This is a genomic window from Clostridium sp. 1001275B_160808_H3, assembly GCF_015550425.1.
GTDB lineage: Bacteria > Bacillota > Clostridia > Clostridiales > Clostridiaceae > Clostridium.
Map to the genome: position 1 here is coordinate 42,885 of NZ_JADNAT010000007.1, position 18,590 is coordinate 61,474.

Sequence of the window (18,590 nt, forward strand, 5' to 3'; positions counted from 1 at the left end):
TATAACTATTGCTAGTGTTAGTAGTGAAAATCATATTGATTTAATAACACAAATAATGAAATTAATCGAGGATGAAAGTTTTATGGAACTTCTTCTTAATAGTAATGATAGTCAAAAAGATTACATTTTAAAAAGAATTCATAATTGAATGAGTATAAGTATTAAAACATATACAAAAAAATGATAAAATTTTAGAAAAAAGTTATTGTAATTAAAGGTAAAATATACTAGAATATATATGAAAACATTGTCATGTATTTGTTGAATTAGCGTGTAATCAATTAAGTTTGAGCATTAGCTGAAAAGGAGTTAGTATTCTTTTCGGCTTTTTTTATGCAACAATGCACTAAAAGTAAACCCATATTATGTTTACTTGGAAGCAAATGAGGGAATGTGTGCAAATCTACGCAACAGTCAAATTATAGAAGAAGCAAATTCGAAGTACAGTTATAGAAAAATCAAACTTAAATATATCCATTTTGTTAGATCAAATGCATAACAAAATAAATTTAAGGGGGAAAGAGACGATGATAAAAAAATCTAAAAGGTATTTATCAGCAATGCTTACTGGAGCCATATTATTATCGAATATGTCAGGCACAATTAGTGTATCGGCTGAAACTCTGTCTAATGGAGTACCTAATGCTGAAGTCACTACAGTAGAAAATACTGAGTATGAAATTTATCCATCACCACAAAGAATAGAGTATAACGATGGAAGTTCTAATCTTAATAATGGTGTAAACGTTGTTTATGAAACTGGTATAGATAGCTATACCAAGACTCGCTTAGAAAGTGAAATTTTAAAAGCACATAACATTGGCTATGAAGTTTCATCATCTAATGCAGTTGTTGATGGAAAAACTAATATTTTAGTAGGGATTGAGGGTTCTGGTGAATTTGTTGATCAGTATGCAGACAAATATACTTTATCAACAGAAAATCTTTTTAGTAAAATTGATTCTTATTTCTTAGCTGCTGATAATAATGTTATTACTGTTCTTGGAAAAGATACGGATGCAGCTTTTTATGGGTTAACAACTTTATATCATGTAGTAAATCAAATAAATAATAATATAATAAGGAATTTTAAAATTGAAGATTATGCAAACGTAGTTACTAGAGGATTTATAGAAGGATACTACGGAAATCCATGGTCAGTAGAAGACAGAAGTGATCTTATGACTTATGGCGGGTATTATAAATTAAATGCTTACTTCTATGCTCCTAAAGATGATCCAAAGCATAGAGTTCAGTGGCGTTCACTTTATACTGAAGACGAGCTTACATGGATTAGGCAATTAGCAGATGCAGGTAATGCTTCTAAGTGTAGATTTGTATATGGAATTCATCCATTTCCAGGAAACGATGCCTTTGGAATAAATAAAGATGAAGCAGGGTATCAAAATGATTTAGCTGATTTAAAAGCTAAGCTTAAACAAGTTATAGATCAAGGTGTTAGACAAATTGCTATACTTGCAGATGACTTTGCTAATCCAGGAGGAGAACTTGGTCTTAGATTAGTAAACGATATAACTACTTGGTTAGAAACTGAAGTAAAGGCACAATATCCTGATATGAAAACTACATTACCATACATTCCTTTTGATTATATGGGAAATGGATCAAGTAATGAGTTTAGCTATTTACAACAAGCTCCAGAAAATGTACAACTTGTTATGACTGGTGGAAGAATTTGGGGAGAAGTAACTCAAAATTTCTCACAAACATTCAAAAATAATACAGGTAGAGCACCATATTATTGGATTAACTGGCCATGTTCAGATAACTCTAAGAAACATTTAATTATGGGTGGTAATGATACATTTTTACATCCAGGAGTAGATCCAACACTTATTGAAGGAATAATGCTAAATCCAATGCAACAATCAGAAGCTAACAAATCAGCTCTATTTGCAGTTGCAGATTATTCTTGGAACATTTGGGAGACTAAAGCAGAGGCAGATAAAAACTGGAATGATTCATTTAAATATATGGATCATAATACAGCGATAGAAACTGAAGCTTCATCTGCTTTACGTGAAATTAGTAAGCACATGATAAATCAAAATATGGATGGTCGTGTTACTGCATTACAAGAATCTATCGAATTAGCTCCTAAATTAACAGCATTTAAAGAAAAATATGATTCAGGTGCACTTGTTAAAGAAGATGCATTAGCATTAATTGAAGAGTTTACAAAAATTAAAGATGCAGCAGCTTATTATAAAAATAATCCAGGAAATGCAAAGACAAGAGATCAAATAATTTACTGGTTAAATTGCTGGGAAGATACAACAACAGCAGCAATTGGATATCTAAAAGCTATTATTGCAAATGAAGAAGGAAATAATAATGATGTTTGGACAAACTATTCAGAAGCACAAGCTGCATTTGAAAATTCAAAGACTTATGGATTTCATTATGTAGATCATACTGAATATGCAGAAGTAGGTGTTCAACATATTGTTCCATTTATAAAAACAATGGAACAAGCTTTAGCTCCAATAGTTTCTGGGATAGTAGATCCATCTAAGGTAGTTGCATCTGTTATAACTAATAGATCAGATGTTCCAGCTGGAAACTTATCAAATGTTTTAGATAACAATCCTTCAACTGAAGTTGTTTATAAGAATCCAAATTCTATAGTAGCAGGAACTTATATTGGTGTTAAGTACAATAAAGTAATTAATATTAAAGACATAGAATTTTCATTAGGTGCTATTTCTAACCCAAATGACACAATGCAAGAAGCTAAGCTTCAATATACAGTAGATGGTAGAAAATGGATAGATTTAAATGAAGAAGTTTATACTATGCCAAGTAAAATTGTTGTTGATGGTTTAAATCTTGATGCAATGGGAGTTCGTGTTATTGCAACTAAAGATAAATCAAATACATGGTTTGGTGTTAAAGACATAATAATTAATAAAGATGATATTGTAGAAGAAGATAATGAAATAAATGCTACTATAATAAGAACTCCAGGATGGCAAGGAATTTATAGTGGATCTGAGTCAAACTTATTAGATGGTAATGACTCAACTGATGTTTGGTATAAAACTCATACAGGAGATATGAGTTATGCTGGAGATTACATTGGAGTAGATTTAGGTTTAGTAATTCCAGTAGGGGATGTTAGATTTGTTGTTGGAAGAAATGGTTCAGGCGATAAATGGTCTAGCTATAAATTAGAATATTCAATAAACAATCAAGATTGGACAACATTTAAAGAATATACAGGAAAAGATAGTGGACAAGATATAATTGAAGAAAATCTTGAAGGAAAAGAAGCTAGATATGTTAGATTAACTAACAAGGAAGAGGCACATAAATGGGTAATCTTCTCAGAAATTAGTGTTAAAAAGTATGGCTCAGAGGTATCAACAAAGAATGTTTATACAAATACTGATTTAGAGCTTGCATCAATTTTTGAAAATGAAGAGTTAACAAAGCTAGCTCCAAAAGAAAATATAACTTTACAGGCTAATGAATATATAGGAATTAAGTTAGATAGAATTAAGGACTTAAGTGAAATAGCTTTAGAAGTATCAAATATGGATGGATTAGCATTACAAACATCTATGAATGGATTAGAGTGGACTGATGTTAATTTAGAAACAAGAAGTAATTTACAAGATGCTAGATATGTAAGATTAATAGCAAATAAAGATGTTACTTTCAATTTAAATAAATTTGAAGTTAAGTCTAATGAAATATATGCGCCATCTATAGTAGAATCATTTGTAAAAATTAATGGTAAAGTAGAAAGCATATTTGATAAAAACTTCAATTCATCAGCATCATTTGATTCTTTCCCAAGAAAAGATAGTGGCATAGTATTTGATTTAGGACAAACTATGAATATAAGTAATATTACTTATGCTGTATTAGATACAGAAAGAGATTTCCTAAGAGATGCTAAATTCCAAATATCTTTAGATGGAGAAGAATGGACAGATGTAATAACTATTGGTGATGGCGTAGAAAATGATAATAGCGATATGGATGCTAAGCCAGTTGATGCTGGATATGACCATGGAGATAGTACAACTATAGTTCCAATTTCTCATGCTTTTGTAAAAGGTGAATTAGATTCAGCTAAAGAAGCAAGATATTTAAGAATACTATTTACTGCAAATTATATGCATAGATGGGTTAAAATAAGCGAAATCTTAATTAATGATGGTGAATATGTTCCAAATGTAAATGATCCAACTTTTGTTTCTAATCCAATAGAGGTAGAAGGATTTGGACCACAAAATATTAAAGATGGCGATTTAACTACAGCATATAAACCAAATACTAATAATGGACAAATAAAATCAGGAAGCTTAACATATCGTTTATCTGAAAATACAGATGTTAAGAAAATAAACATTGTTCAAAGTGGTAATGGTATTTCAAATGCTAAAGTTATGGTTAGAACTGGATATGATGAAGATGGACAAGAGATTTGGAATGAACTTGGAACACTAGATAAGAGTTTAAATGAAATTCTAAATACTGAGTATGATAACATTTATGAAATAAGAATTGATTGGGAAGGGGTAGCTCCTACTATATATGAAATAGTTACAATCAACAATTATGATATACCAAATATAACTGATTTAGAAGAATTAATAGCATCTTCTGATGAGTATATAGCAGAAAACTACACATCAGGAAGTTTTGCTATATTTACTGAAGCTTTAGAAGCTGCAAAATCTATATTAGATAATTTAGCAAGTGCAAGTCAATCTGATATTGATAAAGCTAAAGAAGATTTAGTAAATGCAATAACTGGATTAGTTGATATTCAAGATTTAAAAGCTGTTATTAATAAAGCAAATGCTATTATAGGTAGTGATGTAGAGTACACAGAAGCAACATTCAATGCTCTTAAGGAAGCTTTAGAAGCTGCAAATACTGTTTTAGCTAATGCTGATGCAACAAAAGATATGGTAACAGAAGCTATAGAGAATGTTGATAAAGCTATCGATTCTTTAGTTGTAGTTGAAAATAAACCTGCAAATAAAGAACAATTACAAGCTTTAGTTGATAAAGCAAGTTCAATATCAGAAGAAGACCTTTCAAAAGTTGAAGATGAATCATTAGTTGCTGAATTTAAAGAAGCTTTAGAAGAAGCTAAGGCTATACTAGCAGATGAAGAAGCAACACAAGAAGTTATAGATGCATCAGTAGCTAGATTAACTAAAGCAATAGAATCTTTATCTTTTGAAAATACAGATAAAGGAGCTTTAACTGATTTAATAGAAAAGATAATGAACTTAAATAGTGAAAACTATACAGAAGAATCCTGGAATGCCTTAAAAGATAAATTAGAAATTGCAAAGGAAGTTCTTTTAAATGAGAATGCTTCAGAAGAGGAAATTCAAAAAGCTTATGATGAATTATTTAAAGCTTTCTCTGAATTAAAAGTAAAACCAAGCAAAGAAAGACTTGAAGCTTTAATAAATAAAGCAGAAGGTTATAAGAAGAAGGATTACACAAAAGAAAGTTTTGAAGTCCTTAGTGAAAAATTAAAAGCAGCTAAAAAAGTATTAAAAGATAAAAATGCTACAGAAGCTGATGTATTAAAAGCAGAGCTTGAATTACAAAAAGCAATAGATCAGCTAGTAGTAAGAGACAATAATAATAATAATAATGGCAGCAATAACAACAGCAACAATGGTAATAACAATTCTAATAATGGAGGCTCTGGAAACAGTGGATCTTCTAATAATGGTAGTGGTAATTTACCTCTAACAGGGGGAACTTCATCACTTGCATTAGTAGGAATTGCAGTGACACTTATTGGTGCTGGAACTGTACTAAGAAGAAGAAAGTAATTTCCATTCTTCTTGGCCCCAGGGAATTTCCCCTGGGGCTTAATTATTACAAGTTGAAATTATGAAAATTCTTAGATAAATCTATAAATTTCTAATAGGTTTAGTAAATGATTACATTAGAGTGAAATATAGTGATATAATGTGAAATATGTAATAAATTAAGTGAAATAACATTCGCAATATTAGTTAAAGAAGTTTTAAATGTGGTTAATTATTTTGAAGTTATAGTATCAAAAAAATAGTATTTCAGTGTTTTATATAGTTTCGATCGATATTATTATAGCTAAATAGCACTTATATAAGATTAAAAAATTTATGCTTAATAATATTGTTCAAATAAATAAAAAAGATATTTTATAAGGGGAGGATTTGAGATGAGACCATTTCAAAAAAAATGTTGTGCTTTATTGGTAGGGATGTCTGTAATGACTAGCTTAGTACCAACAAATAGAACATCTGCAATATCTTTAAGCTCTGAAATTAAGCAAAAGCAAAATGCTGAAACAGTGTATGTAGGTTTTATTAAGGATGGAGAAAGATCTACATTATTTAACCAAGATTGGCGCTTTTACAAAGGTGATCAAGCAGGTGCAGAAGCAGTTGATTTTAATGATTCATCTTGGCGTTCTTTAAGCTTACCACATGATTGGAGTATTGAAGGAGATTTTACTGTTGAAGGTGAAGCAGAAAGTGGGTTTTTATTAGGTGGTACTGGATGGTATCGTAAGCATTTTGTTGTTCCAGAAAAGTATGAAGGTAAAGAATTTACTATAAATTTTGATGGTGTTTATATGAATGCTGAAGTTTATGTAAATGGTAAGCTAGTAGGTGAACATAACTATGGTTATACAGCATTTGCTTTTGATATTACTGATGAATTAATATGTGACGGTGAAACTGAAAATATAATAGCCGTTAAAGTAAAAAATCCAATTCCAAGTAGTAGATGGTATTCAGGAAGTGGTATATATAGAGATGTTACTTTAACAGTTACAGATTCTATCCATGTTTCACATTTAGGAACAACTGTTACTACACCAGAAGTTGAATCACAAAAAGGAGGAAATGTTGATGTAGTAGTTGAGACAATTGTAGAAAATGAATCAGATAATAATAATGATATTAAACTTAAAACTACTGTTGTAAATTCTAATGGGGAAGCGGTTAGTAATCCAGTAGAAACAACTGAAAATATAGTTGCAAATGGAAGTTTTACTTTTAAGCAAACTGCAGTAGTAAATAATCCAATTTTATGGTCAGTTGATAACCCTAATATGTATAAAGTAAAAAATGAAGTTATAGTAAATGATAAAGTAGTTGATACTTATTATGTAGACTTTGGATTCAGATATTTTAATTTTGATAGAGATACAGGTTTCTCGCTAAATGGGGAGAATATGAAGCTTAAGGGTGTTTGTATGCATCATGACCAAGGAGCTTTAGGAGCAGCATCTTATTATAGAGCTGTTGAGCGTCAAATGGAGATAATGAAGGAAATGGGTGTAAATGCAATTCGTGTTACTCATAATCCAGCAAGTCAAATGTTATTAGAAATTTGTGATAGATTAGGACTTTTAGTTATAAATGAAGCATTCGATACTTGGACAAACTCTAAGAATGGTAATGTAAATGATTTTGCTAAATTCTTCAATACTCCTATAGAAGAAGGTAACCAGATAATTAATGGGGAACCAGGAATGTCTTGGGGAGAATTTGAAGCTAGAGCAATGGTTAAAACTTCAATAAATAATCCATCAGTAATTATGTGGTCAATAGGAAATGAAGTTTTAGAAGGGATAGGAGGAAATTCATCTAACTATGCTACAATTGCAGAAAATATTGTTAATTGGATTCAAGATGAAGATACAACTAGACCTGTTACTATTGGAGACAACAAAAGTAAGGGATTGGATAATAGAGCTATAGCTATTTCAGATGTTATTGCTAATAATGGTGGTATAGTAGGGTTTAACTATGCTAATGAAAATCAATTTAACAGTTTAAGAAATAGCAAAAGTAATTGGATACTTTATGGATCAGAAACTAGTAGTGCAGTTCATAGTAGAGGATATTACAAAGTTAGAAATCATAACAATGAAAGTAGAAGGGATCTTCAATTACCTGAGTTTGATAATAATGCAAATAAAGTAGGTTGGGGACACTCTGCAAGTGATGCATGGAAATACACAATAAAGCATGACTATAATGCAGGGGAATTTGTGTGGACAGGCTTTGATTATATTGGAGAACCTACACCTTGGAATGGTACAGGAACTGGTACTGTTGGTGGAGGAGTTGGAGCAGCTCCAAAATCAAGTTACTTTGGTATAGTTGATACAGCTGGATTTGAAAAAGACGTTTATTATTTATATCAAAGTCAATGGAATGATGATGTAAACACCTTACATGTATTACCAACATGGAATGAAGAAGATATCCCAGTTGAAAATGGAAATGTTCAAGTTGATGTATTTACAGATGCTTATAAAGTTGAATTGTATGTAAATGGAAAACTAATTGGAACTAAAACAGCAACAGAGAATATAACCGATGCAGGGTATAAGTATTACACTTTTGAAAACGATTCACTATATCCAAGTTTTATTGTTCCATATGAAGCTGGAACAATAGAAGCAAAGGGATATGATAAGGAAGGTAATTTGTTAACTAACACAGAAGGTAGATCTTCAGTTACAACTTATGGAGAAGTATCTACTGTAGATTTAAGTGCTGATAAAACTACTATAAGTGCAGATGGATATGACTTATCTTATATTACTGTTGACTTAGTAGACGCAAATGGAAATATAGCTTCAGGTGCAAATAATAGATTAACTTATACCCTTGAGGGAAATGGTAAAATAGTTGGTTTAGATAATGGAAATGCAGCTGATACAGATAGGTATAAACCAGCAACTGATAAATCAGGAACTAGAAGTGCATTTAATGGTAAGGCTTTAGTTATAGTTCAATCAACTAAGGATGCAGGCGAAATGACTTTAACTGTTTCAGGTGAAGGATTAGAATCTAAATCTATAACTATCAATACTGTAAATACAGCAGGTGATAACAAATATATAGAATCTTATGATATAGTTAAAGATTATTATGTATCATTAGAAGAAAAGCCATTATTACCAAAAGAAGTTACAGCTAGATATAGTGATGGTACTACTGAAACTTTAAAAGTTGATTGGAATGAATATGATGAAGCTCAATTAAGTGCTCCTCAAATATTTAAAATTACAGGTAAATTATCAGGAACAGATATTGCAGTAGTTGTTAATGTACATGTAATTGGTGATGTAGTTTCAATGGAAAATGTATCAACTTTCACATATTCAGGAAATACACCTACGCTTCCTAAGACAGTAAAAGGATATTTAGCAAATGGTACTGAATCAGAAGAGTTTGTTGTTAATTGGAATCTTGATGGTCTTGATTTTTCAACTGAAAATACAAATGTTACTGTTCCTGGTACTGTAGAGTTATTAGAGGAAACTTATAATGTTATAGCAAATGTACGTGTAGTTCCAGCTTTAAAAGCAGCTAGAAATCTTGCTATAAATAATTCAAGTGAAAATGATGATATCCCAACATTATCTCAAAGTTGCGTAGTAACAGCAGATAACTTAAATTCTATCAATAATGGAATTACAAATGGTGGAGAAAATGTTAATGAGCGTTGGACAAACTGGAATGAGCGTAATTTAACTGGAGAAAATGGTGAGCCTAAGGGAGCATATGTCCAATTTGATTGGAATAACAAATATGATATAGATCGTCTAGATTTATGGTTATTTACAGATAACTTAAGTGCAAGAATTCCAAAGAAAGTTGAAATTAGCTATAAAAATGAAAATGGAGAGTATGTTGTTGCTCCACATACAAATACAACAGAAGTATCACATGCAGCAGGAGAAACAACTTATTTCTTAAATGAGGTTATAAATACTGATAGCATTAGAATTTATATACAACAACCACAAGTTGGAAATTGTATTGGATTAACAGAAGTAAAAGTTTATGAATATGTAGTGCAAGAAAATGCTAAAACTACAAACACTTTAACAGAAATAAAAATAGATGGTAAAGCTTTAGAAAACTTTGATCCAACTATAAATGAATACTCAATTAATTTAGAAAAATTACCAGAATTAGTTGAAGCAACTTCAGAAGAAAATGCAGCATTAACTATATTACCAATTCATAATAATAAATCAACAATAGTTGTACGTGCAGAAGATGGATCTAAAAATATTTATACTGTAAATTATGTATTACCAGCACCAAAGGAATATACAGTTACAGTAAACAAAACAGAAGGTGGTTCAATTGCTGGAACAGGAAAATATGTAGAAGGTCAAGAAGCTACTTTAGTTGCAACAGCAAATAAAGGATACAACTTCATAGGTTGGTTCGATGAAGATGGAAAAGAGGTCAGCAAAGATGCAACTTACAGATTTATAGTTAGCTCCGATGTAGTATTGAATGCTAAATTCGAAAAAATTCCAGAAGCTGTAGATCCAAGTGATCCAACAGATCCAGAAACTCCAAGTAACCCAGAAAATCCAAGTAATCCAGAAGAACCAACAGAACCATCAGATCCAAGTGATCCAAATAATCCAGAGAAGCCTGTAAATCCAAGTGATCCAGGAAATCAAGGTGGGTCAAATAATCAAGGAAATGTAAATGAGCCAAGTGATTCAAATGGAAGTAGTAATGATAAATTGCCTTCAACTGGTTCAGTTGTATCAAGTACTCAAATACTTGTAATATCTTTAGTACTAGTAGGAGTAGGAATAGTTATATTAAGAAAAAGAAAATATGAATTAAAATAATATCTATTTATATAGGCCTTAGGAGATTAACCTTTGGCCTATTATTTATTTCCAAACTAACCTTCCATTTTGTGTATATTAAATATATAATTTTACTAGGGGGCATTTGGATATTTATGTATAAAGGAAAGATAAGAAATAGGCTTTTAATATTTTTTTTGGTTATAACTTTTTTGCCTATAACAACTTTAGGAATCTTTGCAAATTTAATTTACACAAAGATTGTTGAGAAGAAGGTAAATCAGCATACAGAGCAAATGATAAAACAAATAGAAGTGAACATAGATAACCATATAAAATCAGTAGAAAATATTCTTATGTATATATCTAATTCAGAGGATGTAATAAACTTTTTAAAAGAATCAGAAGAAGATTCTAGCTCTAGCGAAATTTCTATATTAGAGGATAGAATAAAGAAAAGTTTAAAGGTATATACAGATGTGAATTCTGAAATTTTTGGATTATTAATTGTTAATAATTATAATAAATATATAAGTAATGAATTAGAGAAAAAAACAAGGGATTCTTTAATAAAAGAAACATGGTACACTGGGGCTATTAATGAAAGTGGAAAAGTATATTTTTTTAGTAATCCTATTGGAAGAAATCTAAGGTCATATAAAAGTTATAGTGCAGAGGATATAATTTCTATCAGCAAAGCCGTTATAGATAAAGAGACAAATAAACCTATAGGTGTTGTTATGGCTGATATTAATTTAAAAAAGTTTGATGATATAATAAGAGACAATTATATTGGAGAAAAAGGTTTTTTTTATCTTTTAGATAATAATAATAACATAGTATATTCTCCAGTTAATTCAATAATATATAGAATAAATAGTAATAATTTTGATAATAAGAGCGATAGTTTCATACATTCTATAAATAATGAAACTTTTAAGATAATGTACACTACAAGTGAGGTCACGGGTTGGAAAAGCATAGGTGTATTTTCTTTTGAGGATATAACCAAAGACATAACAGTTATGGAAAGGTTTACTTTAATAATAGCTATAGCTACATCCTTTTTGGCTGTTTTTTTCTCACTTTTATTTACAAATAGTATTGTAACACCTATTAGAGAATTAAGGACTTTAATGAAGGGGGTAGAATCAGGTGATTTAGATTTAAAGTTTGAAGAGTATAAATATAGCAATGAATTTGGAGAACTTGGGCATAGTTTCAATCATATGGTAAGTGAAATAAAAAAACTTATAAATATGGTATATAAAGAGCAAAGAAGTAAAAGAAAGGCAGAAATGGAGACATTGCAAGCTCAAATAAAGCCACACTTTCTATACAATACTTTAGATACCATAGCCTGGATGGCAGAGGATTATAATGCAAAGGATATTGTTGAGTTAGTGGCTGCATTAACGAAAGTATTTAGAATTGGCTTAAATAAAGGAAAGGAAGTTATTAAACTTAGAGATGAAATTGAACATATTAATAGCTATTTAATTATACAAAAATATAGATATGAAGATAAATTAAGCTATGAGATAAACTTTCATAATGAAATTTTGGATACTTTGATTTTAAAGCTTATAACTCAACCAATAGTAGAAAATGCTATTTATCATGGAATAAAAGAAAAAAGAGGCAGGGGGAAAATTTATATTAATTTTCGAAAAGTTGCAGATGAAATAATTATTACTGTGGAAGATAATGGAGCCGGGATAACAGAAGAAAAGTTACTAAATATAAATTCTATGTTAGAGACAAGCAATAGTTTTTGTATAGATTCGGAAAGTGGATCTGGATATGGAATATCTAATGTTAATACTAGGATTAAGCTTAGTTATGGACAAAATTACGGACTACACTATTATAGTGAGCTTGGAGAATGGACAAAAGTAGAAATAAGATTACCATTTAAAAATGATTATAAAGGGTAGGAGGGGAGTTATCTTTGATTAAGGTTTTAATTGCTGATGATGAGCCGAGGATAAGAAGAGGAATTAAAAGTATAATAACTTGGAAAGAAGAAGAAGTGGAGCTAGTAGGAGAAGCTGAGGACGGAGAAGAAGCACTACAATTAGCTATAGAAAAGAAGCCAGATATATTATTGTTAGATATCTGCATGCCATTTTTAAATGGAATTCAATTAATAGAAGAGTTAAATAAGGTGCTATGCAATCCTGTTGTAATAATAATATCAGGACATGACGAATTTAATTATGCACAAGCGGCTTTAAGACTTAGAGCTTTTGACTATATTTTAAAGCCAATTGATAGAGAAAATTTTAATAATGTATTTATAAAGGCAAAGGATGAGGTTATTTTAAGAAGCAAGAAAAATGCAAAAGAAAGCTTTAAAAACATGGTTTTTGAAAATAATATTTCTTATTTAAAGGATAGCTTTTTCAAGGATTGGTTAAATGGAAAATTAGAAGCTGATGAATTAAAAATAAGAATGGATAATTTTAATATAAATTATTCTAATAATAAGGCTCTTGCATTAATAAAAATATTAGAAAAGAATTTTGTTGGTATAGTTAACAAAAATGAGAGAGAGTTAATTTCATATGGTGTTGTTAATATTTCAAAGGATTTTATGAGTAGTTTTAAAAATTTATATGTTTTTCAATATTCATCATCAAGAGTAGTAATACTATGCGATGTAGAATCTATAAGAGTATGGAAAGAGGTATTAATAAACTTAGAAGAGAAAATAAGTACTTTATTTAAGATTGACATTATAATTGAAAAATCTTTACTAAGTAATAATCCTATGGAAATTAAAGATACTTTCGATAAATTAAAAAGTAATATCTTAGAAAAAAGTAAAAAAACACCTATTGTTTTAGAAGTTGAAAAATATATAGCAAAGAACTATGGAGATGAGAATTTATCAATAGAGAAGTTATCTAATAAACTTGGAATTAGTCAAACTTATTTAACACGGTTATTAAAGAAAGAGCTTGGAATGAACTTTATAGATTATTTAACTTATATTAGAATTCAAAATTCAATAGAGCTTATGAAGGAACCTTCTATTAAGATATATGAGATATCAAGACTTGTAGGATATAGTACACAACATTATTTTAGTAGTGTTTTCAAAAAACATATGGGTATGTCTCCTAATGATTATAGGATGTGTATAAATAATGAAGATTAAATATGAAGATTTTGTTTATTTTATAGCTATTATACTACTTGGAGTTTTTTCTATATTAACAGTAGGAGTAATAATTTTTAATAATGTAAAAGTTGATAATAGTGGAGAAAAAAAAACGTATATTATAGGAGTTTCTCAATCTCAATTGATGGAGCCCTGGCAAATTAAAATAAATGAGGAAATAAAAAAAGAAGCTAGTAATTATAATAATATTCAAGTTATATATTTAGATGCTGTTGGAAATTCAAATAAGCAAATTGATGATATTGATAAGCTTATGAATTTTGATATAGATTTACTAATCATTTCGCCATCAAATTCTAGCAGTGTTACAAAAAAGGTTTCTGAAGTTTATAAGGATATACCTGTAATAGTTTTAGATAGGGGTGTAGAGGGATATGATTATACTTTATATATAGGGCCTGACAATAACACTTTAGGAAAGCAAGTTGGAGATTGTGTTTTAGATTTACTTGAAGTTAATGGTGGGAATATTGTTGAAATAAAAGGTGATTTAACTTCTAATGCAACTATAGAAAGAAGCAATGGGTTTAGAAGTAGGATTAATCAATGTAATAATATAAATTTAGTAAGTGATATTAGTGTAAATTGGAATCGTGATGAAGCTGAAGATAACATGAGAAAAATTTTTATGAATAATGATGACATTGATTTAGTTTTTGCTCATAATGATGCAATGGCATTAGGTGCATATAATGCATATAAAAATTCTAATTATAAGAAAGATGTAAAGTTTATTGGAATAGATGGATTAACAGGGGAAATGGGAGGAGTAAACCTAGTTGACCAAGGAACATTTTATGGAACTTTTACTTGTCCAACCGGAGGGAAAGAAGCTATTCAATATGCAATTGATATTTTAAATAAAGAAAAGGGAATTCCTAAAAAAGTTATTTTAAGAAGTAGTTTAATTACTAAAGAGAATATTAATGAGTATAAATTGAAAAAGGAAACGAATAAGGAAAGTGATAAAATAACTTTGGGTTTTTGTAATGTTGGTAATGAAGGTGGTTGGAGAGAAGCTAATGAAAAATCCATAAAGAATGCAGCAAGTGATTTTGGTATTGATTTAATTTATGCAGAAGCAGATTTAAATTATGAAAAGCAAGTAGATATATTAAATGGATTTATAGATATAGGTGTGGATATAATATCTTTTTCACCTGTTAAAGAAGAAGGTTTTGAAGAAGTTTTAAAAAGAGCAAAAGAAGCTAATATACCAGTCATATTAGCAGATAGAACTATAAATATTGATGATAAGACTTTATATAATACATTTGTAGGATCGGATTTCAAAGAAGAAGGTAGGCGAGCAGCTAGATGGTGTATAGAAAATTTGGACAAAAATATAAATGTTTTCGAAATTCAAGGCATTTTAGGATCAACACCAACTACAGAAAGAAAAAGGGGCTTTGAAGAAGTAGTATCAGCAGTAGATGATATAAAAATAGTTGAATCTGATAGTGGAAATTATACATTTGAAGGTGGCAAAAAAGCAATGAAAAATTTCCTTGATAAAAGCTATAAAAAATATAGTAATTCACAGCTTTTAGTTTTTTCTCACAATGATGATATGGCACTTGGAGCAATAGAAGCTATTGAGGAACATGGAATTAAGGCAGGTAAAGATATAAAAATAGTATCAATAGATGCAATAAAGCAAGGAATTTTAGCTATGAAATCAGGAAAAATAAACTGCATAATAGAATGTAATCCTCTTATTGGACCAGAAATAATGAAGATTTCAAAGGATATACTATGTGGAAAAGATACAACAAGAATGATAATCACAGATGAAAAGATATTTGAAGAAGAAAATTTTGATAGGGAATGGCTAAATAGAGCTTATTAGGAGCGAAAGAGTGAAAGGGCGAAAGAATAAAAGAGCGAAAGAATAAAATAATGAAAAAATGAAAGAATCAGAGATATAATTTGTTCCAAATTATGAAATAGATTAATTTTAATTTCTTATGTAAGGTTTTAATGGCTTTAATGGTTTTAATCAAAAGAATATTATAAATAAGAAAAATAAATTTAAAGGACAAGCGATGTGCATGTCCTTTTTTGTGCAGAAATTTATAAATTATACTTTTTTATTGTAAATACATTTTATGGGAATAGGATTAAAATTTAATTGTAATCGTAATCAAAAAGGTTTATGAGGGGGATTTAAAATGAAATTTAAAAAGTTATTATCTTTAGTACTTGCTGGAGCAATGGCTCTTTCCATTGGATGTTCTGGCGGAGGAGATAAGGTAAAAGAAGAAGGAAAAGGAGAATCTGGAGGAGATAAGAAAATAGTTGTAGGTTATGCACAATTAGGCGCAGAAAGTGAATGGAGAACTGCATGTACTAATTCTATTAAGGAGGAAGCTGAAAAGAGGGGAATAGAACTAAAATTTTCTGATGCACAACAAAAACAAGAAAATCAAATTAAGTCAATTCGTTCTTTTATAGCACAGGGGGTAGATGTTATAGGTGTATCTCCAGTTGTTGAATCTGGATGGGAAACTGTTTTTAAAGAAGTTAAGGATGCAGGTATTCCATTAGTATTAGTTGATAGAAAGGCAGATGTTTCAGAAGATCTTTATACTTGTTATTTAGGTTCTGATTTCGTAGAAGAAGGAAAAAAAGCTGTAGATGAACTTGCTAAATTAATAAATTCAAAGGGAAATATAGTTGAGCTTCAAGGAACTGTAGGATCTTCAGCAGCAGTTGGAAGACAAGAAGGATTTTTAGCGGGATTAAAAGAAAAATATCCAGATATAAAAATTATTAAGTCTCAAACTGGTGATTTTACAAGAGCTAAAGGTAAAGAAGTTATGGAAGCTTTCTTAAAATCAGATGGTGAAAATATAGATGCTTTATTTGCACATAATGATGATATGGCAATAGGAGCTATTCAAGCTATTGAAGAGTATGGTAAAAAGCCAGGTGAAGATATAAAGATTGTTTCAGTTGATGCAGTTAAGGGTGCATTTGAAGCTATGATAGCTGGAAAGTTAAATGTTACAGTTGAATGTAATCCACTACTTGGACCACAATTCTTTGATGTTTGTGAAGATATAGTTGCAGGTAAAGATGTTACTAAATATATACCATCAGAAGAAGGTGTATTTAGACAAGATACAGCAGCACAAGATCTTCCAAATAGAAAGTATTAATTTTAATTAATTTTCTTTAATTTAATGTGAGCTGTTGCATCTAATAATTTATATTTGCAACAGCTTATGTTAAATCTGAAAAAAGGAGATGTAGCTATGAAAGAAAAAGATATATTACTTAAAATGAATAATATAAGCATAGAATTTCCAGGAGTTAAGGCATTAGATAAAGTTAATTTCACTTTAAATAGTGGAGAAATACATGCATTAATGGGAGAAAATGGAGCAGGTAAATCAACTTTAATTAAGGTATTAACAGGAGTTGAAAAGCTAGATAGTGGAGAAATTATTTTCTTAGGAGATAAAATAAACCCAAAATCAACATATGAAGCTCAAGTGCTGGGGATTAGCACAGTATATCAAGAGGTAAATCTATGTAGTAACATATCTGTAGCAGAAAATATATTCATTGGAAGAGAACCTATGAGGTTTGGAACAATTAACTGGAAAGAGATGAATAGAAGAGCAAGTTTAGCTATGAAAAAGCTAAATATAGATATTGATGTAACAAAAACATTAGATAGTTATTCTATTGCTATTCAACAAATGGTGGCAATTGCAAGAGCAGTTGATATTAAAGCTAAAATATTGATTTTGGACGAGCCAACAGCTAGTCTAGATGAAAAAGAAGTTGAAAAGTTATTTGAAATAATGAGAAGTTTGAAATCTCAAGGTATAGGAATAATATTTGTTACTCACTTTTTAGACCAAGTATATGAAGTTACAGATAAAATTACAGTTTTAAGGAATGGAAAGCTAGTTGGAGAGTATAAAACTAGTGAATTATCAAAGGTTCAGCTAGTAGGAAAAATGATTGGAAAAGATTATGGTGAGATAAATTCAAATATCAAGCCAGTTGAGAATATAAAAAGTGAAAGAGAAATTTTATTGGAGGCAGTAAACTTAGGTAAAAAAAATGTTTTAAACCCTTTTGATACTGTTATTTATAAGGGAGAAGTACTTGGATTAGCTGGGTTATTAGGTTCTGGTAGAACTGAACTTGTTAATTTATTATTTGGAATAGAAAAGGCAGATACAGGTGAGATAATTATAAATGATAAGAAAAGTAAAATAAATAACCCTCTAGAAGCAATGAAAAATGGAATTGCATATTGTCCAGAGGATAGAAAAAAGGAAGGTATAATACCTAATTTAACTATAAGAGAAAATATTACTTTAGCTTTACAAGTAAAAAGAGGCTGGTTTAAATATATTCCAATTAAAGAGCAAGAGAAAATTGCAAAAGAGTATATTAAACTTTTAGATATTAAGACTCCATCTACAGAAAAACTTGTAAAAGAATTAAGTGGGGGAAATCAACAAAAGGTTATTTTGGCAAGATGGTTATTAACAAGACCTAAGCTTTTAATTTTAGATGAACCTACAAGGGGAATAGATATTGGAACAAAAGCTGAAATTCAAAAGTTAGTATTAGATTTAGCGAGGCAAGGTATATCAGTAATATTTATTTCTTCAGAATTAGATGAAATGCTAAGAACTTGTAGTAGATTAATAGTTTTAAGAGATAGGATTAAAATTAAGGAACTTATGGATCAGGACTTAGAAACTAATATTATTATGAATACTATAGCAGGAGGTAATTAAT

7 protein-coding genes are annotated in these 18,590 nt (G+C 29.6%); all 7 read left to right on the forward strand.

The features are described from left to right. The first annotated feature begins 527 nt into the window (after positions 1-527). The 7 genes from I2A75_RS06845 to I2A75_RS06875 all read left to right on the forward strand — a co-directional run bounded on the left by I2A75_RS06845 (position 528) and on the right by I2A75_RS06875 (position 18,589). Positions 528-5,834 (forward strand): beta-N-acetylglucosaminidase domain-containing protein, encoded by a 5,307-nt coding sequence (locus I2A75_RS06845; RefSeq protein ID WP_195263729.1) that lies wholly within the window; start codon positions 528-530, stop codon positions 5,832-5,834. A 374-nt stretch (positions 5,835-6,208) separates the two neighbouring features. Next, a complete protein-coding gene (locus I2A75_RS06850; RefSeq protein ID WP_195263730.1) occupies positions 6,209-10,675 on the forward strand; it encodes a glycoside hydrolase family 2 TIM barrel-domain containing protein in 4,467 nt (1,488 codons plus the stop codon). 116 nt (positions 10,676-10,791) lie between these two features. Further along, positions 10,792-12,573, forward strand: coding sequence for a sensor histidine kinase (locus I2A75_RS06855; RefSeq protein ID WP_195263731.1), 1,782 nt, complete (start codon positions 10,792-10,794; stop codon positions 12,571-12,573). A gap of 14 nt (positions 12,574-12,587) precedes the next feature. Beyond that, complete coding sequence (locus I2A75_RS06860) at positions 12,588-13,799, forward strand: response regulator (RefSeq protein WP_195263732.1); 1,212 nt, start codon at positions 12,588-12,590, stop codon at positions 13,797-13,799. Then, positions 13,789-15,672, forward strand: a complete 1,884-nt coding sequence (locus tag I2A75_RS06865) for a substrate-binding domain-containing protein (RefSeq protein WP_195263733.1) — start codon at positions 13,789-13,791, stop codon at positions 15,670-15,672. Before I2A75_RS06860 ends, I2A75_RS06865 begins: the two co-directional genes overlap by 11 nt. A 322-nt stretch (positions 15,673-15,994) precedes the next feature. After that, complete coding sequence (locus tag I2A75_RS06870; RefSeq protein ID WP_195263734.1) at positions 15,995-16,984, forward strand: ABC transporter substrate-binding protein; 990 nt, start codon at positions 15,995-15,997, stop codon at positions 16,982-16,984. A gap of 96 nt (positions 16,985-17,080) precedes the next feature. Continuing rightward, complete coding sequence (locus tag I2A75_RS06875) at positions 17,081-18,589, forward strand: sugar ABC transporter ATP-binding protein (RefSeq protein ID WP_195263735.1); 1,509 nt, start codon at positions 17,081-17,083, stop codon at positions 18,587-18,589. Position 18,590: the final 1 nt, after the last annotated feature.

What these genes read in the sequence shown, in the direction of transcription:
- I2A75_RS06845 (WP_195263729.1), top strand. Translation starts at nt 528, where the DNA reads ATGATAAAAAAATCTAAAAGGTATTTATCAGCAATGCTTACTGGAGCC.
- I2A75_RS06850 (WP_195263730.1), top strand. Translation starts at nt 6,209, where the DNA reads ATGAGACCATTTCAAAAAAAATGTTGTGCTTTATTGGTAGGGATGTCT.
- I2A75_RS06855 (WP_195263731.1), top strand. Translation starts at nt 10,792, where the DNA reads ATGTATAAAGGAAAGATAAGAAATAGGCTTTTAATATTTTTTTTGGTT.
- I2A75_RS06865 (WP_195263733.1), top strand. Translation starts at nt 13,789, where the DNA reads ATGAAGATTAAATATGAAGATTTTGTTTATTTTATAGCTATTATACTA.
- I2A75_RS06870 (WP_195263734.1), top strand. Translation starts at nt 15,995, where the DNA reads ATGAAATTTAAAAAGTTATTATCTTTAGTACTTGCTGGAGCAATGGCT.
- I2A75_RS06875 (WP_195263735.1), top strand. Translation starts at nt 17,081, where the DNA reads ATGAAAGAAAAAGATATATTACTTAAAATGAATAATATAAGCATAGAA.